Annotated in this window: 13 protein-coding genes, 1 other RNA gene and 3 pseudogenes; 14 read left to right on the top strand and 3 right to left on the bottom strand. The window is 72.9% G+C overall.

The genetic code is table 11. The features are described 5' to 3' along the window. The first annotated feature begins 462 nt into the window (after window positions 1–462). Window positions 463–1569 carry a peptide chain release factor 2 gene (gene prfB, locus ACWCRA_RS27720; RefSeq protein WP_351550884.1) on the top strand — a complete coding sequence of 369 codons (1107 nt, stop codon included), beginning with the start codon at window positions 463–465 and terminating at the stop codon, window positions 1567–1569. A 403-nt stretch (window positions 1570–1972) separates the two neighbouring features. Continuing rightward, on the top strand, window positions 1973–2728 hold the full coding sequence (locus ACWCRA_RS27715) for a hypothetical protein (RefSeq protein ID WP_451068873.1): 756 nt from the start codon (window positions 1973–1975) through the stop codon (window positions 2726–2728). A 205-nt stretch (window positions 2729–2933) separates the two neighbouring features. Here the strand turns inward: ACWCRA_RS27715 and ACWCRA_RS27710 are convergent, their stop codons facing one another. Continuing rightward, the gene (locus ACWCRA_RS27710) at window positions 2934–3137 is read right to left on the bottom strand and encodes a hypothetical protein (RefSeq protein ID WP_351550878.1); all 204 of its coding nucleotides are present in this window, start codon (window positions 3135–3137) and stop codon (window positions 2934–2936) included. 260 nt (window positions 3138–3397) lie between these two features. Between ACWCRA_RS27710 and ftsE the strand changes: the two genes are divergently transcribed. The 5 genes from ftsE (at window position 3398) to ssrA (ending at window position 7452) form a co-directional block, all read left to right on the top strand. Then, complete coding sequence (gene ftsE, locus ACWCRA_RS27705; RefSeq protein ID WP_351550875.1) at window positions 3398–4087, top strand: cell division ATP-binding protein FtsE; 690 nt, start codon at window positions 3398–3400, stop codon at window positions 4085–4087. Window positions 4088–4161: 74 nt separating this feature from the next. Continuing rightward, a complete protein-coding gene (ftsX, locus tag ACWCRA_RS27700; protein WP_351550872.1) occupies window positions 4162–5082 on the top strand; it encodes a permease-like cell division protein FtsX in 921 nt (306 codons plus the stop codon). A gap of 67 nt (window positions 5083–5149) precedes the next feature. Continuing rightward, complete coding sequence (locus ACWCRA_RS27695; RefSeq protein WP_451068872.1) at window positions 5150–6412, top strand: S41 family peptidase; 1263 nt, start codon at window positions 5150–5152, stop codon at window positions 6410–6412. A 47-nt stretch (window positions 6413–6459) separates the two neighbouring features. Beyond that, window positions 6460–6945 (top strand): SsrA-binding protein SmpB, encoded by a 486-nt coding sequence (gene smpB, locus ACWCRA_RS27690; RefSeq protein ID WP_351550866.1) that lies wholly within the window; start codon window positions 6460–6462, stop codon window positions 6943–6945. Between the two features lie 111 nt (window positions 6946–7056). Continuing rightward, window positions 7057–7452, top strand: a transfer-messenger RNA (tmRNA) gene (ssrA, locus tag ACWCRA_RS27685). A 47-nt stretch (window positions 7453–7499) separates the two neighbouring features. Here the strand turns inward: ssrA and ACWCRA_RS27680 are convergent. Together ACWCRA_RS27680 and ACWCRA_RS27675 are read right to left on the bottom strand one after the other, a co-directional pair. Next, window positions 7500–8758: pseudogene (locus ACWCRA_RS27680) on the bottom strand (MFS transporter); the annotation flags it as partial. Next, complete coding sequence (locus ACWCRA_RS27675) at window positions 8722–8835, bottom strand: LysR family transcriptional regulator (RefSeq protein WP_451068871.1); 114 nt, start codon at window positions 8833–8835, stop codon at window positions 8722–8724. The pseudogene ACWCRA_RS27680 and the gene ACWCRA_RS27675, both read right to left, overlap by 37 nt. Between ACWCRA_RS27675 and ACWCRA_RS27670 the strand changes: the two are divergent. The 7 genes and pseudogenes from ACWCRA_RS27670 to ACWCRA_RS27640 all read left to right on the top strand — a co-directional run. Then, window positions 8803–9516, top strand: a pseudogene (locus tag ACWCRA_RS27670) (LysR substrate-binding domain-containing protein); the annotation flags it as partial. The gene ACWCRA_RS27675 and the pseudogene ACWCRA_RS27670 overlap by 33 nt on opposite strands. A 427-nt stretch (window positions 9517–9943) precedes the next feature. Then, window positions 9944–11200: a serine hydrolase domain-containing protein gene (locus ACWCRA_RS27665; RefSeq protein ID WP_351550863.1), complete on the top strand. Its 1257-nt coding sequence runs from the start codon at window positions 9944–9946 to the stop codon at window positions 11198–11200. Window positions 11201–11400: 200 nt separating this feature from the next. Then, window positions 11401–12003, top strand: coding sequence for a CGNR zinc finger domain-containing protein (locus tag ACWCRA_RS27660; protein WP_351550861.1), 603 nt, complete (start codon window positions 11401–11403; stop codon window positions 12001–12003). 584 nt (window positions 12004–12587) lie between these two features. Then, the gene (locus tag ACWCRA_RS27655; RefSeq protein WP_451068870.1) at window positions 12588–13175 is read left to right on the top strand and encodes a sigma-70 family RNA polymerase sigma factor; all 588 of its coding nucleotides are present in this window, start codon (window positions 12588–12590) and stop codon (window positions 13173–13175) included. Beyond that, window positions 13172–13906: an anti-sigma factor family protein gene (locus tag ACWCRA_RS27650; RefSeq protein ID WP_351550856.1), complete on the top strand. Its 735-nt coding sequence runs from the start codon at window positions 13172–13174 to the stop codon at window positions 13904–13906. Before ACWCRA_RS27655 ends, ACWCRA_RS27650 begins: the two co-directional genes overlap by 4 nt. 61 nt (window positions 13907–13967) lie before the next feature. Then, window positions 13968–16373 (top strand): annotated as a pseudogene (locus tag ACWCRA_RS27645) (HelD family protein); the annotation flags it as partial. Window positions 16374–16989: 616 nt separating this feature from the next. Then, complete coding sequence (locus ACWCRA_RS27640; RefSeq protein ID WP_351550854.1) at window positions 16990–18429, top strand: NAD-dependent malic enzyme; 1440 nt, start codon at window positions 16990–16992, stop codon at window positions 18427–18429. The last annotated feature ends 250 nt before the right edge of the window (window positions 18430–18679 follow it).

The raw sequence follows: 18679 nt of genomic DNA, 5'->3' as shown, positions 1-18679 counted from the left end.
AGCCACGGTCCGCCGCCGGCGCTCCGCGTGGGCTCCGCCCTCCGCCTCGCGATCCACGGCACCGGACCCCGCTCACCGATCCGGCCCGGTCCGAAGGAAGCCCCCTGGACCGCCCCGCCGGACCCCCGGCCCGCCCCGGCCCCGCCGCCGCCCCGGAGACCCGGCGCCCCGGCGGCGTCCCCGGGCTGCGGCGGTGGGGGCGGACCGTGGCTGCGGCCCCGGGCGGCGGCCCCGGGCTGCGGCGGCTCCGGCTGCGGACCTGGCTGCGGCCCCGGGGGCGGCTCCGGCTGCGGACCCGGACTGCGGCCCCGGGCGGCCGGCCCCGGGCGGCCGGCCCCCCTGCCGCCCGGGGCCCGGAAACACCGCTCACCAGGCCCGCCGGAGCCCGGGGAACGCCCCGTACCGGACCCCGTATGACAGGGACCCGCCGGGAACGTCCCCCGGAGCCGTTACGCTGGACCCGTGGCAGTCGTCGATGTATCCGAAGAGCTGAAGTCCCTCTCCTCGACCATGGGGTCGATCGAGGCCGTCCTGGACCTCGACAGGATGAGGGCCGACATCGCCGTGCTCGAGGAGCAGGCCGCGGCCCCGTCCCTCTGGGACGACCCGGAGGCGGCGCAGAAGATCACCAGCAAGCTCTCCCATCTCCAGGCCGAGCTGCGCAAGACCGAGGCCCTGCGCGGCCGTATCGACGACCTCAGCGTGCTCTTCGAGCTGGCCGAGGCCGAGGACGACGCGGACACCCTCGCCGAGGCCGAGTCGGAGCTGGTCGACGTCCGCAAGGCGCTGGACGAGATGGAGGTCCGCACCCTCCTCTCCGGCGAGTACGACGAGCGGGAGGCGCTGGTCAACATCCGCGCCGAGGCCGGCGGAGTGGACGCCTCGGACTTCGCCGAGCGCCTCCAGCGCATGTACATGCGCTGGGCCGAGCGCCACGGCTACTCCACGGAGATCTACGAGACCTCCTACGCGGAGGAGGCCGGCATCAAGTCGACCACCTTCGTGGTGAAGGCGCCGTACGCCTACGGCACCCTCTCCGTCGAGCAGGGCACCCACCGTCTGGTGCGCATCTCGCCCTTCGACAACCAGGGCCGCCGCCAGACCTCCTTCGCGGGCGTCGAGGTGCTCCCGGTGGTGGAGTCGAGCGACCATGTCGACATCGACGAGACCGAGCTGCGGGTGGATGTGTACCGCGCGTCGGGCCCCGGCGGCCAGGGCGTCAACACCACCGACTCGGCGGTCCGGATCACCCATATCCCGACCGGCATCGTCGTCTCCTGTCAGAACGAGCGCTCCCAGATCCAGAACAAGGCCAGCGCGATGAACGTCCTCCAGGCGAAGCTGCTGGAACGCCGCCGCCAGGAGGAGCAGGCCAAGATGGACGCCCTCAAGGGCGACGGCGGCAACTCCTGGGGCAACCAGATGCGTTCCTATGTGCTGCACCCCTACCAGATGGTCAAGGACCTGCGCACCGAGTTCGAGGTGGGCAACCCCCAGGCGGTGCTGGACGGGGAGATCGACGGATTCCTGGAGGCGGGGATTCGCTGGCGCAAGCGCCAGGAGAAGTGACAGCGGAGTGATACGGCGGAGGTGCCGGCTCGATACGAGTCCGGCACCTCCGCCGTTTGTGGATTTCCCGTGCCGGCACCGGAATTCACGTATCGGATTATCGCCGTACCGGCATATGAACCGATGAACACATCAACTCTCTTTGTCGACAAGGAAACTGCCATCTCCCGGTGATGCGCTCGCTTTTATGTCACAGTTGCATCGCCGCACCTCGGTCAATCCTCTTCATACCGGGCATCCCCTCCCACAACTGCCTTGACGCGTCTGGGAAAACTGGGAAGGGTAACGCGCGGCATGCGTGTTTCCGGTGCGGCTGAGAGCCAGGAGAGAGTTCGAAATCCCCTGAGGTCGCCGCGCTGGACCCTGCTCCACTGAACGATCAGCTACTGGGGGTAGCAGTTAGATGACCAAGAAGATGCGCATCCGTGTCGCGCGAATCGCCGCGGGTGCGGTGGTTGCCGCCGGCGCGTCCCTGACCGCCGCGGGGGCCGCCTCGGCCGTCAGCTCCGACTTCAGCGTGGGCTCCGAGGCCGGACTCGGCATCACGGAGACGGAGACCGCGAGTCCCACCCCGTCCGTGCCGCCGACCACGATCCCGACGCCGACCGCCACGGCGACCTCGGAGCCTCCGAAGCCCACCACCCAGCCGCCGAGCCCCACCACGGAGCCGCCGAGCCCGACGACCCAGCCCCCGAAGCCCACCACCCAGCCGCCGAGCCCCACCACGGAGCCGCCGAGCCCGACGACCCAGCCCCCGAAGCCCACCACCCCCGCCCCGACCGGGACCAGCGCCCCGGGTGACGACGGCGGCAGTGACAACGGTGGCAACGAGTCCGGTGGCAACGAGTCCGGCGGCGGCGACTCGGGCGGCGGTGACTCCGGCGGCAAGGAGACCAGCGGCACGGAGAGCAACGGCGGCAGCGGCGGCGACAGCGGCGACTGCACCGTCAACTCCGACGGCGTCGAGTGCACCGACAACACCGACACCAACAACGCCGGCTCGCAGCCGGTGGAGCAGGGCGAGGCCAAGGAGGAGCTGGCCGAGACCGGCGCTCTGGAGACCACCTACCTGCTCATCGGCGCCGCGACCATGATCGCCGGTGGTATCGGCTTCCGTATGCTGCCGCGTCTCGTCGGCGGCAACCGCACGGCCGTCTGACCGGCGGGCGCCGGAAGGCGCCGCGGAGCGGTGACGGCGCGGTGACAGCGCGATGGACACCGTCCCGGAGCACCGCGCTCCGGGAACAGGGGGAGGGCCCGGGGTGCGGCACAGCACCCCGGGCCCTCCTGATGTCTCACGCGGTCCCCCGCGGGCGATGTCCCGTCCGGGCGAGGCGGGGCCGCCCGGGGTGCGCGCGCGGCGGTTACGCCGTGCGCGAGGCCAGCACGGCCAGTGCTCCCACGAGCACGGCCAGCAACATCAGCAGTGCCGCCGGGTTCAGCCCGCCGAAGGGACCGCCGCCGCCCTCCTCCTGCCGGAGCCGCTCGCGGTTCGCCCGGCACACCGGGCAGCGGCCCTCGGCCACCGGGGCCGCGCAGTTGGCGCATACCAGTCGGTCATAGGTCATGCGCTCTCCTCCTCCCGCGCGCCGGAGCCGCGGACGCGGACCGTCAGCACACTTCTCCTCGACAACGCCCGGCGCGTCGCGACTGTTCCCCTACCACTGTGCCAGCTCCCGTGCCATTCGGCGCGCCCCACCCGGCCGCTCCCCCCGGCGCGGGGGAAGCCTGAGGGGACAAAGCGCGCAAGCCCGGCCGCCGACTGCGCCCGCGAGCCCCCTTCGCGTAGTGTCACGCACACCTACCCCCGGCCGACCGTGGTGCACCCGTGATCCGATTCGACAGTGTTTCCAAGAGCTATCCCAAGCAGAACCGCCCCGCCCTGCGGGATGTCTCCCTCGACATCGAAAAGGGCGAGTTCGTCTTCCTCGTGGGCTCGTCCGGTTCCGGAAAGTCGACCTTTCTGCGGCTGATCCTCCGCGAGGAGCGCGCCAGCACCGGTCTGGTCCATGTCCTCGGCAAGGATCTGGCCCGGCTCTCCAACTGGAAAGTCCCGCACATGCGCCGCCAGCTCGGCACCGTGTTCCAGGACTTCAGGCTGCTGCCCAACAAGACCGTCGCCGAGAACGTCGCCTTCGCGCAGGAGGTCATCGGCAAGCCCCGGGGCGAGATCCGCAAGGCCGTGCCGCAGGTGCTCGACCTCGTCGGGCTCGGCGGCAAGGAGGACCGGATGCCGGGCGAGCTGTCCGGCGGTGAGCAGCAGCGGGTCGCCATCGCCCGCGCGTTCGTCAACCGTCCGATGCTGCTGATCGCCGACGAGCCGACCGGTAACCTCGACCCCCAGACCTCGGTCGGGATCATGAAGCTGCTGGACCGGATCAACCGCACCGGCACGACCGTGGTGATGGCGACCCACGACCAGAACATCGTCGACCAGATGCGCAAGCGGGTCATCGAGCTGGAACTCGGCCGTCTCGTACGTGACCAGGCGCGCGGCGTCTACGGCTACCAGCACTGAGCGGACGCCGGGGCCCCGCGCCCCGGCGGCCGTGCACCGAGCAGAGAAGCGCAAGGAAAGGCTGAACGCACGCGATGCGCGCCCAGTTCGTACTGTCGGAGATCGGCGTGGGTCTCCGCCGCAATCTCACCATGACCTTCGCCGTCATTGTCTCCGTGGCGCTCTCGCTCGCGCTCTTCGGCGGTGCGCTGCTGATGAGTCAGCAGGTCAACACGATGAAGGACTTCTGGTACGACAAGGTCAACGTCTCGATCTACCTCTGCAACAAGAACGACGCGACGACCAATCGCGCTTCCTGCGGCAAGGGCGCGGTCACCGATCAGCAGAAGCAGCAGATCAAGGCCGACCTGGAGAAGATGGAGATCGTCGACAAGGTCCACTACGAGACCGCCGAGCAGGCGTACAAGCTCTACAAGGAGCAGTACGGCGACACGGCGATCGCCGCCACCATCACCCCGGACCAGATGCAGGAGTCGTACCGGGTCAAGCTCAAGGACCCGGAGAAGTACCAGGTCGTGGCGAGCGCCTTCGCGCAGCGCGACGGTGTCCACCAGGTCCGGGACCAGCGGGACATCCTGGAGAACCTCTTCTCGCTGATGAACGGCATGCGGGTGGCGGCGCTCTGTGTGATGGGCCTGATGCTGGTCATCGCCACCATGCTGATCGTCAACACGGTGCGTGTCTCGGCGTTCAGCCGCAGGCGTGAAACCGGGATCATGCGGCTCGTCGGCGCGTCCAGCTTCTACATCCAGATGCCGTTCATCATGGAGGCCGCTTTCGCCGGGCTGCTCGGCGGCGCGGTCGCCTGCGGCTTCCTGCTGCTGGGCCGCTACTTCCTCATCGATCACGGCCTCGCCCTCGCGGACAAGGTGCAGTTGGTGGAGTTCATCGGCTGGGACGCGGTCTTCACCAAGCTGCCGCTGGTGCTCGCCATCGGTCTGCTGATGCCCGCCTTCGCCGCTCTGATCGCCCTGCGCAAGTACCTCAAGGTGTGACGATCACCCCCGGGCGCCGTACGGCAACAGCCGTACGGCGCTTTTCGCTTCGCCTAGACTCGGCCTCATGCCGGGCTCGGATCTCTGCCGCCGCCGGCCCCGCCGCGTCAGCCGTGGGGCGAGCCTGTCCTTGGTTTTTGTGACCGTTCTGGCCACCGCGGCGGCCACCGACTCCCTCCCGCGCGACCCGGGCGCCCAGGACCGCCCGCCCGCCGCCCGGCCGTCGGGTCCGGGCGCCCTCGCCCCGGTCGCCGCCGGCGCTCCCGTCACCGGCGCGCCCCCGCCCGGGCCGCGCGCCGGCGATCCGCCCCCCGCCGGGCCTGCCGCCGACGAGGGCACGGTCGCCTGGGCCGCGGCCGAGGCCGAGGCCGACGGCAAGTCCGGTGCGCGGGCGGCCGGGGAGGCCGTCCGCCGCAGCGGCGACCGCTGGGGCGCGGTCTACGACCGCCGGGAGTACGAGACCTTCCGCCAGGCCCTCGACGGCCAGTACACCGGTGTCGGGCTCTGGGCCCGCCGCTCCGGGGACGGCCGGGTGGAGGTCGCCCGGGTGCGGGCCGGCGGACCGGCCGGCCGGGCGGGCATCCGGGCCGGGGACCGGCTGCGCACCATCGACGGCGCGGCGGTCGACCGCCGCCCGGTGACCGAGGTCGTGGGGCTGCTGCGCGGCCGGGACCGCACGCATGTGGCGCTGGGCCTGGAGCGCGCGGGCCGCTCCTGGACCCAGTCCCTGACCCGTACGACCCTGAGCACCGAGTCCGTCACCGTCGAGCGGCTCGACGACGGGGCCGTGGTGATCAAGGTCGTGGCCTTCACCCGGGGCACCGGCACCCGGGTCAGGGAGGCGGTGCGGACCGCCCCCGAGGGCGCCGGGGTGCTGCTGGACCTGCGGGGGAACAGCGGCGGTCTGGTCCACGAGGCGGTGGACGCGGCCTCCGCCTTTCTCGACGGCGGCCTGGTCGCCACCTATGACGTGCGGGGGAAGGAGCGGGCCCTGTACGCGGCGCCGGGCGGTGACACGGCGAGACCCGTGGTCGCGCTCGTCGACGGCGGCACGATGAGCGCGGCCGAACTGGTCACCGGGGCGCTCAAGGACCGGGGCCGGGCGGTGACGGTCGGCGCCCGCACCTTCGGCAAGGGCTCGGTCCAGATGCCCAGCGAGCTGCCCGACGGTTCGGTGGCGGAGCTGACCGTGGGGCACTACCGCACCCCCGCGGGGCACGATGTGGACGGCGAGGGCATCGCCCCCGACCTCCCGGCGGGCGAGGGCGCCCAGCAGCGGGCGAGGAACGTGCTGGACGGCCTCGGCACCGCGCCCGGAGCGTCCGACTGATCCTCGGGCTTAAATCTGTTGCGGGGTAGTGCGAAAATGAACGCACTATGGCTAAGGAAAAGGACCCAGGGCGCAAGCTGATCGCGCAGAACAAGAAGGCGCGGCACGACTACCAGATCATCGACACCTATGAGTGCGGTCTCGTGCTCACCGGTACCGAGGTGAAGTCCCTCCGGCAGGGGCGGGCCTCGCTGGCCGACGGCTTCGTCCAGATCGACGGCCACGAGGCCTGGCTGCACAACGTCCATGTGCCCGAGTACACCCAGGGCACCTGGACCAACCACTCCGCGCGGCGGAAGCGGAAGCTGCTGCTGCACCGGGCGGAGATCGACAAGCTGGAGTCCAAGTCCCAGGAGACCGGTCACACGATCGTGCCCCTGGTGCTGTACTTCCGGGAGGGCCGGGCGAAGATCGAGATCGCGCTGGCCCGGGGCAAGAAGGAGTACGACAAGCGGCAGACCCTGCGCGAGCGCCAGGACCGCCGCGAGGCGGACCGGGCGATGTCGGCCGTGCGCCGCCGTCAGCGGGCCTGACCCGCGCCATCGCGGGAATACGCTGGCATGTGGCCGCGTTGGTCACGTACGATGGCACTGCCGACCACCGGAGGGGCAACCCTTCCGCGGGAAGCATTGATAAAAAAACATGGGGATGATCGGTTTCGACAGCGGATGTCGAAGCAGGTGAAGCGAGCCGAGGAAGCGGCAATGATCTCGTAAACCATATGTCGCAAAAAACAATCGCCAATTCTAAGCGCGATAACTCCGAAGCCTTCGCTCTCGCTGCCTGATAAGCAGTAAGAACGAACCTTCACTCATGGAGCGTCAGCCCGGGGAGCGTTCCCGACCCGGTTCCTGGCGTCAACTAGGGAACTAAACCTCTGGACCCGGTCACGGGGTCCAGGGGGAAATCAAACAGTGACTGAGCCCGTCGGAGACTTGTCCGTGTGATCTCCGGGGCCGAGAAAATCGCAGCGGACTGCGCTCGGAGAAGCCCTGATTCCGCACCGTTGGACGCGGGTTCGATTCCCGCCATCTCCACTTCATCCCATGTGGGCAGAGGCCCGGCTGCTACGGCAGCCGGGCCTCTGTCATGTCCGCGTGCGCCCGGCCGGTGCGGAGGTCATGCGCGCCCCTTCCGGCCCGCCTGCCCTTCCGGCCCGCCTGCCCTTCCGGCCCGCCTGCCCTTCCGGCCCGCCCGCCTGTCCGGCCGCCGCCCGGTCCGCCCGGCGCGCAGCCGCCCGGATCGGGACGGTGAGCAGCGCCGCGACCGCCGCCGCCGCGACGGGCACCGTATAGCCGTACACCGCGCCCGGCCCCTCGGCGATCCGCCCGGCCGCCGCCGCGCCCACCGCGATGCCCCCGAGAATCGCCGTCACCGCGAGGGTCATCCCCTCGTTCAGCGAGCCGCGCGGGGTCAGCCGCTGCACCAGCGTCATCCCGGTGACCATCGCCGGCGCGGTCGCGGCACCCGCCGACAGCAGCGCGAGCGCCAGCGGCACCGCCGAGCCGGTCCGGGCGGCCAGCAGCGGCAGCACCATCAGCGCCGCCATCGCCCCCAGACAGAGCCCCAGCCGCCCAGACAGAGCCCCAGCCGCCCGGGCAGATCGCGGGCCGGCCGCAGCGTCCCGTACAGCAGTCCGGCGGCGCCCGACCCCGCCGCCTGGAGTCCGAGCAGCGCGCCCGCCCACGGGCCGTCCAGATGGGCCAGGGTGGAGACCTCCAGCGCGCCGAAGACCGTGCCGGTGGCCAGGAAGACCAGCAGCAGCGGCAGGACGCCGGATACGCGCAGCGGGGAGCGGGCGCCCGCGCGGCGCGGGGCGGGCGGGGGCTCGGTGGCGCGCTGCGCGGTGAAGACCAGTACCCCGGCGAGGAGCAGCACCGCGCCGGTCACCGTGCCCGCCTCCGGGAAGAGCGCCGAGCAGAGCAGGGCCGCGAGCACCGGGCCCAGCATGAAGCACACCTCGTCGGCGGCCTGTTCGAACGAGTTCGCGGTGTGCAGGGCGGCCGGGTCGCCCCGGTGGAGACGGGCCCAGCGGGCCCGGGACATCCCGCCGGTGTTGGGGGCGGTGGCGGTGGCGGTCGCGGCGCAGGCGGCGAAGAGCGTCCAGTCGGGCGCGTCGAGACGTACGCACAGAACCAGCGCGAGCGCCCCGAGCACGGCCGGCACCACCGCCGGAACGGCGACCCTGGCCTGCCCGTACCGGTCCACCAGCCGGGCGGTCCACGGCGCGACCAGCGCGGTGACCACCAGGCCGGTCGCGGTGACCGCCCCGGCGAGCGCGTACGAGCCCCGCGACCCGGCGATCATGATCACCGCGCTGACGCCGAACATGCCCATGGGCGTTCGCCGTCGGCGGTGAGGGTGACCCGCCGGGTGGTACGGAGGAACAGCTCGGCGCCCAGTTCGCGCTCCAGCCTGCGCACATCGCGGCTCAGCGCCTGCTGGGCGATGTGGAGCCGGGCGGCGGCGCGGGTGTCCTGGCCAGGGCCCGGGAACTCGATCCCCGGTGCGAGCTGATGGCGCGCTTCGAGAGCGGGCTCACCGGCGCGGCGGCCGAGATCGCCGCCGGCCGGCTCGATGTCTCCTTCGGCTACTTCCACGGGCTGGCCGACGCGCTGCGGGCCCCCCTCGCCCACCGGCTCGTCCGGTACGAACCGCTGGCGGTGATCCTGCCGTACGACCATCCGCTCGCCGGGCGCGAGCGGGTGCCGCTCGACGCGCTCGCGGGCGAGACGGTCTACGCGGGGGCCGGCAACCCGCGCACCCCGGAGTGGACGGAGCTGGCCCGGCGGCTCTTCGCGGGCCGGGGGATCGGGATCGCGCCGCCCGCGCCGATGGCGGTCGGGGCCGAGGAGTTCCGGCGGGTGATGGCGAAGACCCGCCGCCCGGTGCTGGCGACCGTCGACTTCCCGGCGATGCCGGAGGCCGTGCTGCACCCGCTCACCGACCCCGTGCCGCTCTCCCCGCTCTCCCTGGTCTGGCGCCGGGGGCTGCGCCACCGGGGCCTCGATGCCCTGTGCGCGGCGGCGGCCGGGCTGGCGGGCGAGTCGGGCCGGCTGGAGCGCGGCCCGGGCCACTGGGTGCCCGTCCCGGAAGCGGCCTGAGCGCCGCCCGGCCGTCTTGTGCCGGTGCCGCCGGCACTTCACCGCCGGCTCGCACCGCCGGCGCAAGGTTTCCGCAAGGTTCGCCGCCATGCCCGTGCGGGACAGTGGCCCCGTGGTCGGGACCCGGATCGATCCGGGTCGCACGGCGCCGCACCGACGGGGGCGGTGTGCCAGGGGGAATCGGCCACGGGCCGCCGGCGCTCCGTGCCGCCGATGACGCGCCCACCGTGGGGGACCCGCGACGGGGGGATGGGTCCCCCACACTCACGCCCGCACCCACCCGCACCTCCGCGCCCCGGGCGCTGCCATCCGGGGGTGTCCGGCGCACGGGAGCGAAACCCGCGCCGGATTGCGCCGTTCACACGGGGAGCCGCGCTCGCGACCGCCGCGCGGCCGTTCGTCGAACGCGGAACGGGAGCTGAGGCAGATGATCTCGATCACGGTGGGCAGGGGCGCGGCGCTGGGCGCGGCCGTGCTGTCGCTCCTGGCGGTCCCGGTGGGGGAGGGGGCGGGCGCGAGCGCGGCGGCGGTGCCCGTACGGGCGGCCGGCGGGGGGTCCGCCGCGACGGCGTCCTCCTCCGCGCCCGTGCTCGCCGCGCCCGACGCCGTCGCCCCCGTGCTCGCAGCGCCCGACGCCGTCGCCCTGCGCGCCGCCCTGCGCTCGGCGCTCTCCCACGGCGCGCCCGGCGCCCTCGCGCGCGTCCAGGACGGCGCGTCCGTGCGCACCTTCGCCGAGGGCGTCGCCGACCGCGCCACCGGACGGGCCGTCACCGCCGCCGAGCGCTTCCGGGTCGGCAGCGTCACCAAGACCTTCACGGCCGTGGTGCTGCTCCAGCTCGTGGACGAGGGCCGGCTCACCCTCGATTCCCCGGTCACCCGCCATCTGCCCGGGGTGCTGCCGGACGACCGGATCACGGTGCGTCATCTCCTCAGCCACCGCAGCGGCCTGTACGACTACACCAACGTGCTGTTCGCCCGTACCGTCGCCGGCTTCGAAGCCGTACGGAACCGGGTCTTCACCCACCGGGAACTGCTCGACATCTCCCTGGCCGAGCCCAGGACCGGGCAGCCCGGCGCGGCGTACTCCTACTCCAACACCAACTTCGTGGTCGCCGGCATGCTCGTCGAGAAGCTCACCGGCGTCTCCACCGGGGCCGCCTACCGCGAGCGGATCATCAACCCGCTGGGTCTCGCGGACACCTTCTACGTCCACCCCTCCACCGCCATTCCCGGCACGCACACCAAGGGGTACCTCACCCCCGACTCGGCGAACGCGTCGCTGATCGACTCCACCCGCCAGACCGCGTCCTGGGCCCAGAGCGCGGGCGCGCTCATCTCCAGCGCCCGGGACCTCAACACCTTCTTCGCCGCGCTGCTCCGGGGCGAGCTGACCTCCACCGCGGGGCTGGCGCAGATGCGGAAGTGGACCGCGGTCAACAGCACCCAGGGGTACGGGCTCGGGCTGCGCCGCCGCGATCTCTCCTGCGGGGTCTCCGTGTACGGGCACAACGGCACCGTCCAGGGGTACTACACCTACTCCTTCACCTCCGGGGACGGCGCCCGCTCGGTGACCTCGGCCGCCAACACCTCCAACAACAGCGCCGTCCTCAACACCCTGCCCCGCACCCTGGAGGCCGTCTTCTGCGGCGGGGCCGCCGCCGCACGGGACGCGGCCCGCCCCTGAACCGGGCCCGGGCCCGGGCCCGGGCCCGGGCCCGGGCCGGGTTCCCGGGGGAGGGGTTCCGGCCGCCCGCGCCGGAAAGGCTTCCGGGCACCCGCCGGGACGGGCACTCTGGTGGGAAGACCCCGCGGCAGGACTTTGCGGCACCCGTGGCGGACCCGGCGGAGTGCCCGAGGCAGTGACCTTGAGGCGGTGACAGGCGCATGGTGACAGGCGCGACCGGTACGGCTCCTCACGACTGGCGGTTCGACTCGGGCCGGCTCTGCCTGGATCTGATGGCGACAGGAGAGTCGGCCGGACGCGAACCCCTCGCGGGCCCCGGCCGGCTCGCCCACTGGCTGCTGACCGCGGGGCTGCTTCCCGCAGGTACGCCGGTGAGCGCGGTGGACGGCCCCTGGGTGGGGCGGTTCGTGGAACTGCGCGGCTGGATCAACCAGGTGGTGCGGGCGGAGATCGACGGGCGGTACGCCCCGACCGCCCTGGAACGGGTGAACGCGGCGGCCTCGGGGCCGCCGCCGCCGATCCGGGCCGTGCGGGACGACACCAGCGGCGCTCTGGTGATGGTGCTGGGGACGGCGCCGGAGTGCGGGGCGCTGCTGGCGGCGGTGGCGCGGGACGCGGTGGAGCTGCTGACGGATTCGGTGGCGAGAGGGGGGTTGAGGGAGTGTTCGGGGGAGGGGTGCCGGCGGGTGTATCTGGACAGTTCGCGGGGGCGGAGGAGGAGGTGGTGTTCGAGTGAGGTCTGTGGAAACCGGGAGCGTGTGGCCCGCCACCGCCGCCGCACCGCCTCGATGACCCGCGCCTGACCTCCGCCCCGTGCACGGCCCACACCCGGGGCCCGGCCCCGAGGCCCCGCGCCCCAATCGCCGGGCGAACCCGGGTTGTCCGGCACTTGGGGACGGACTCTGTGCGACAGGTGCCCGCACGGTGCGGGCCACGGTCGGGGGCCAGCCCCCGAACCCCCGCGCCTCAAACGCCGGCGGGGCTGGAGTGGTGCTGCGTCAATCGCCGGCGGGGGTGAGGGGTGCTGCGTCGCTTGCCGGCGGGCTGGAGTGGTGCTGTATGGAGGGCTCCGGCGGGGCTGGAGTGGTGCTGCGTCGCTCGTCCGCGGGGGTGAGGGGTGCTGTATGGGGGGCTTCGGCGGGGCTGGAGTGGTGCTGCGTCAATCGGCGGTGGGGCTGGAGTGGTGCTGCGTCAATCGCCGGCGGGGGCTGAAGTGGAGCTGCCTCGGCGGCTTCGGCGGGGCTGGGTGGACCCAGCACCTCCGGGGGCACCCCCAGAGGCAGCTCTGGGGGAGATTGAGCACCGACCCCGCGCCCACAGGACCCCGCTCCCCGTGGGCGGGGGGCTCCCGGATGAGGGTGTCGTGGGGGTCGACCGGGAGGGTCGGGTGCGCGAGGATGCCGCCGTGGCCGACGACCGTCCGCGCAGGGCCCGCCATCGCGGCGGGAAACCGCTCCGTGCCCCCTCCGCGCCCGACGAGGACCTCATGCGCGCGCTCTACCGCGACCACGCCGGCCCCCTCCTCGCCTACGTCCTGCGCCTTGTCGCCGGCGACCGCCAGCGCGCCGAGGACGTGGTGCAGGAGACCCTCATCCGCGCCTGGAAGAACGCCGGCCGGCTCAACCGGACGACCGGCTCCGTCCGGCCCTGGCTGGTGACGGTCGCCCGCCGGATCGTCATCGACGGGCACCGCAGCCGCCAGGCCCGGCCGAGGGAGGTCGATCCGTCGCCGCTCGACGTCATCCCCGCCGAGGACGAGATCGACAGGGCGCTCTGGCTGATGACGCTCGCGGACGCGCTCGATGATTTGACTCCCGCGCACCGGGAAGTCCTTCTGGAGACGTACTTCAGGGGACGTACGGTCAACGAGGCCGCCGAGGCCCTCGGCATACCCAGCGGGACGGTCCGCTCCCGGGTGTTCTACGCCCTCCGTTCGATGAAGCTCGCACTGGAGGAGAGGGGGGTCACGGCATGAGCGGGCACGAGCACGAGTCCGTCCACGACGCGGTCGGCGCGTATGTGCTCGGGGTGCTCGACGACACCGACGCCTCCGTGTTCGAGACCCATCTCGTCGGGTGCGATGTCTGCGCGGCCCGTCTGGAGGAGCTCTCCGGCATGGAGCCCGTGCTCGCCGCGCTGCCCCCGGCCACCCCGCCCCGCGCCCCCGCCCCGCCCGGCGGGCGGGTGCTCGAAGGGCTGCTCGCGGAGGTCGCGGGGCAGCGGGCCGCCAGGCGCCGCCGCGCCCTGTGCCTGATCGCCGTCGCCGGGGCCCTGATCGTCGGCGGCCCGCTCACCGCCGTCGTGGTCACCGCCGACGCCGCCGCCCCCGCCGCGCAGGCGCCCCCGGCCGAGGACACCTCCCTCCGCACCATGGACGCCAAGGTCACCGCCACCGACTCCACCACCCGCGTCCGGGCCACCGTCGGCACCGAGGAGAGGGAGTGGGGCACCCACACCGTCCTGGAGCTGAGGAATGTCACGGGCCCGCTCAAGTGCTCGCTGATCGCCGTCTCCAGGAGCGGCGAGGAGGAGATCGTGGCCTCCTGGGCCGTCCCCCGCCGCGGCTACGGCCCGGCGGACGGCCCGAACGGAACGTCGGGTGAGCCGCTCTACGTCCACGGCGGAGCCGCCATGCCCCGCGCGGACATCGACCGTTTCGAGGTGCGTACGTTCGACGGCAGAAAGCTCGTGGAGGTCGACGCCTGACAGATTCGCCCCCTTCGCGTACGGTTGGCGGCTGCCCAGTGCACGTCAGAAGGGGGCCTCGGTGGCCGCGCAGGAAGCCGCTGTCGACGCTGTCGATCAGGTCGCAAGAGACACCGTCCGGGGACATTCCACCCCCGAGGACTCCGTCCGGGACCGAGAGATCGCCGTTGAGCAGGAACATCTCGACCGGGTGTACCGCCGGCTGGAGGAGAAGATCGACGAGGCGGAGTTCCTGATGAAGGACGCCGCCAAACTCGGCCAGGTCGGCACCCCCGGGGCGCTCGCCGAGCGGGACGCCCAGGTCTTCCGCGCGGGCGTCCACCTCAGCCGCCTCAACAACGAATTCGAGGACTTCCTCTTCGGCCGGATCGACCTGCTGCCGGGCAAGGACGGACAGCGCGGCCCGGACGGCGCGTACACCTCGGTGGAGCCGGCCGACGACGCCGTGCGCCCCGACAGCACCGCCGACATCGCCGAGACCCTGCACATCGGCCGGATCGGGGTGCTGGACACCGACTACACGCCCCTGGTCATCGACTGGCGCGCCCCCGCCGCCGCCCCCTTCTACCGCTCGACACCGGTGGAGCCGGGCCGGGTGGTGCGCCGCCGGGTCATCCGCTCCAAGGGCCGCCGGGTCCTCGGGGTCGAGGACGACCTGATGCGTCCCGAGCTGACCGCGCGGCTCGACGGCGCCGCCCTCCCCGTGATCGGCGACGGCGCGCTGATGGCCGCGCTCGGCCAGGCCCGCAGCCACACCATGCGGGACATCGTCGCCTCCATCCAGGCCGAACAGGACCTGGTCATCCGGGCGCCCGCCGCCTCCGTCACCCATGTGGAGGGCGGCCCCGGCACCGGCAAGACGGCGGTGGCGCTGCACCGGGCCGCGTACCTCCTCTACCAGGACCGCAGACGGTACGCGGGCGGCATCCTCATCGTCTCGCCCACTCCGCTGCTCGTCGCCTACACCGAGGGCGTGCTGCCCTCGCTCGGCGAGGAGGGCCAGGTCGCCATCCGCGCGGTGGGCCATCTGGTCGACGGCGCCGAGGCCACCGTCTACGACGAACCCGCCGTGGCGCGGGTCAAGGGCTCGTCCCGGATGCTGAAGGTCCTCCGCCACGCCGCCCGGGGCGCCCTGGAGCGCCCGGGGCCGACGGTGACCGTGCGGGACGGCCAGCTGATGCTGGGCGAGGAGGAGGCCGCCGGTACGCCCGAGCGGCTGCGGGTGGTCGTCTTCGGACGCCGGCTGGAGCTGGAGGCCGCCGAGCTGCGCCGTATCCGGGCCAATGTCCTCAGCGGCACCGCGCCGGTCAATCTGCTGCGCCCGCGCGCCCGCCGGCTGCTGCTGGACGCGCTCTGGACCCGGTCGGGTTCGGCGGGCCGCCACAGCGATCCCGAACTCGCCGCCGAACTGCGCTCCTCCTTCGACGAGGACGTCAGCGGCGAGGACAGCTTCCGCTCCTTCCTGGACGAGTGGTGGCCCGAGCTGACCCCGCGCGGGGTGCTCGCCGCCATGGCCGACGAGCGGCGGCTCGGCCGGTGGGCGCGACGGATTCTCGACCAGGGCGAGGTGCGCCGGCTGGCGCGCTCGCTGAAGCGGGCGGGCGAGGACGGCAAGGGCCCCCTGTCCGTGCACGACGTCGCCCTCCTCGACGAGCTCCAGGCCCTGCTGGGGGCGCCGGCCCGGCCCCGGCGCAAGCGGGAGCTGGACCCGCTGGACCAGCTCACCGGTCTGGAGGAGCTGATGCCCCAGCGCGAGGAGACCCAGCGCGAGCGGGCGGAGCGGCTGGCGGCCGAGCGCACCGAGTACGCGCATGTCATCGTCGACGAGGCACAGGACCTCACCCCGATGCAGTGGCGCATGGTGGGCCGCCGGGGCCGCCACGCCACCTGGACGGTCGTCGGCGATCCGGCCCAGTCCTCCTGGCCGGAGCCCCAGGAGGCCGCGGAGATCCGCGACGAGGCGCTGGGCACCCGTCCGCGCCGCCGTTTCCAGCTCACCGTCAACTACCGCAACCCGGCCGAGATCGCCGCGCTGGCGGCCCGGGTGCTGGCGCTGGCGATGCCGGACATGGAGTCCCCGGCGGCGGTCCGCTCCACCGGGGTCGTCCCCCGCTTCACGGCCGTCGGCGGGCGCGACCTCGGCGAGACCGTGCGGGAGGAGACGCGCCGGCTCCTCGACCGGGTCGACGGCACCGTCGGCGTCGTGGTGGCCATGAGCCGCCGCGAGGAGGCCGCGCGCTGGCTGGAGGGGCTGGGGGACCGGGCGGTGGCGCTCGGTTCGCTGGAGGCGAAGGGGCTGGAGTACGACGCGACCGTCGTGGTCTCGCCCGCGGAGATCGCCGACGGCACGCCCGTCGGGCTGCGTGTGCTGTACGTCGCACTGACCCGGGCGACCCAGGAGCTGACGGTGGTCTCGGGGAGCCGGGACGAGCCGGACGCGGAGGGGGTGCCGGAGCTGCTCGCCGAGCGGGTGGGAGACCGGCTCCGGGAGCGGTTCCGGGAGAAGCCGCGCGAGCAGACCCGCGAGCAGGGCCGTGAGCAGGGCCGCGAGCAGGCCCGTGAGGGCGGCCAGGGTGGCCAGGGCGGTCAGGGAGGCCGTCCGCCGCGCGGCAGACGGCAGGGCGGGCGCAGACGCGAGCGGCCCGGCGGAGAGCGGGGCCAGGGCGGCCGGGGGCAGACCCGCCCGGAGCAGACACGGGAGTGACGAGGAGTCAACCCGCCGAGAAGGAATCACTTGCCGGGGTGGTTTGTTAGCCTGGGGGTGGCACCGGCTCGATCCAAGCCCCCGGGCCCAACCTTCGTCGCTCAGAGCGACCACTTGCCGCGAGGCGAGCATGGCGGGTCGGTGCCACTTTCAGCGTCTCTTCAGGCCCGTGTCCCACTCTCGGTGGGGCACGGGCCTGCTGCTGTGCTGGGATGGTCCGGTCGCGGTATTCCGCATAGTGGAAAGTTTCTTCCAGAAACAAAACGACCACTATTACCGGCTACCGGCTGGTAGGTGCGACCATCGGAGTGCGTCCGCCCCGGGGTGCCCGGGGCCGGGCGCATAGCAATGAAGCTAGGGAAAGCAGAGGAACCCGGTCATGGCAACGGCGCCCAGCGTCTCGTATTCGATGACGGTCCGGCTGGAGGTCCCCGCGAGCGGTACCGCGGTCTCCCAGCTCACCACGGCCGTGGAGTCCTCCGGCGGCTCCGTGACCGGCCTGGACGTGACCGCTTCCGGCCACGAGAAGCTGCGGATCGATGTGACCATCGCGGCCACCTCCACGGCGCACGCCGAGGAGATCGTCGAAGGACTCCGCGACATCGAGGGCGTCGTCCTCGGGAAGGTCTCCGACCGTACGTTCCTGATGCACCTCGGCGGCAAGATCGAGATGCAGTCGAAGCACCCCATCCGCAACCGCGACGACCTCTCGATGATCTACACCCCCGGTGTGGCGAGGGTCTGCATGGCGATCGCCGAGAACCCCGAGGACGCCCGCCGCCTCACCATCAAGCGGAACTCGGTCGCCGTGGTCACCGACGGCTCCGCCGTCCTGGGGCTCGGCAACATCGGCCCGATGGCCTCGCTGCCCGTGATGGAGGGCAAGGCGGCCCTCTTCAAGCGGTTCGCCGGGATCGACGCCTGGCCGATCTGCCTGGACACCCAGGACACCGACGAGATCGTCGCCATCGTCAAGGCCATCGCGCCCGGCTTCGCGGGGATCAACCTGGAGGACATCTCCGCGCCCCGCTGCTTCGAGATCGAGGCGCGGCTGCGGGAGGCCCTGGACATCCCGGTCTTCCACGACGACCAGCACGGCACCGCCATCGTGGTGCTCGCCGCGCTGACCAACGCGCTGCGGGTGGTCGGCAAGGGGGTCGGGGATGTACGGGTCGTCATGTCCGGCGCGGGCGCGGCCGGCACGGCCATCCTGAAGCTGCTGCTCGCCGCGGGCGTCAAGCACGCGGTCGTCGCGGACATCCACGGTGTGGTCCACGCGGGCCGCGCCGACCTGGTCGACGCCGCGCCGGAGTCGCCGCTGCGCTGGATCGCCGACAACACGAACCCCGAAGGGGTGACCGGCACCCTCAAGGAGGCCGTGGTGGGCGCCGATGTCTTCATCGGGGTCTCCGCGCCGAACCTGCTGGGCGCGGAGGATGTGGCGGCGATGGCGGAGGGGGCGATCGTGTTCGCGCTCGCGAATCCCGATCCCGAGGTGGACCCGGCGATCGCCCGCCGGACGGCGGCGGTGGTGGCGACCGGGCGGTCCGACTTCCCGAACCAGATCAACAATGTGCTGGTCTTCCCCGGGGTGTTCCGGGGGCTGCTGGACGCTCAGTCGCGCACCGTCAACACGGAGATGATGCTCGCGGCGGCGAGTGCGCTGGCGGATGTGGTGACGGAGGACGAGCTGAATCCGAACTACATCATTCCGTCGGTCTTCAACGACAAGGTGGCGGGGGCGGTGGCGGGGGCGGTCCGCAATGCCGCGAAGGCGGCGGGCGCGGCGCACGCCCCGGTCCTGAACGGCAACGGCTGACCGTCTCCTCCCTCCCGCCGGCAGACCCGGCCACCCCCGGCCTGCCCGACGGAGCGGAGCCCGGCCACCCCCGGCCTCCCCGGGAGACCTCGCCACCCCCGGCCCTGCCGGCGGAACGAGCCCGGGCACACCCGGTCCCGTCGGGAAGCCTGGGTACACCCGGTCCCGTCGGGAGGCCTGGGCACATCCAGCCTCGTCGGGAGGCCTGGGTACACCCGGTCCCGTCGGGAGGCCTGGGCACATCCAGCCT

The organism is Streptomyces sp. NPDC001889 (assembly GCF_053594535.1).
The sequence above is the reverse complement of the archived record's forward strand: the minus strand, read 5'-3'. Positions and strand labels throughout refer to the sequence as shown.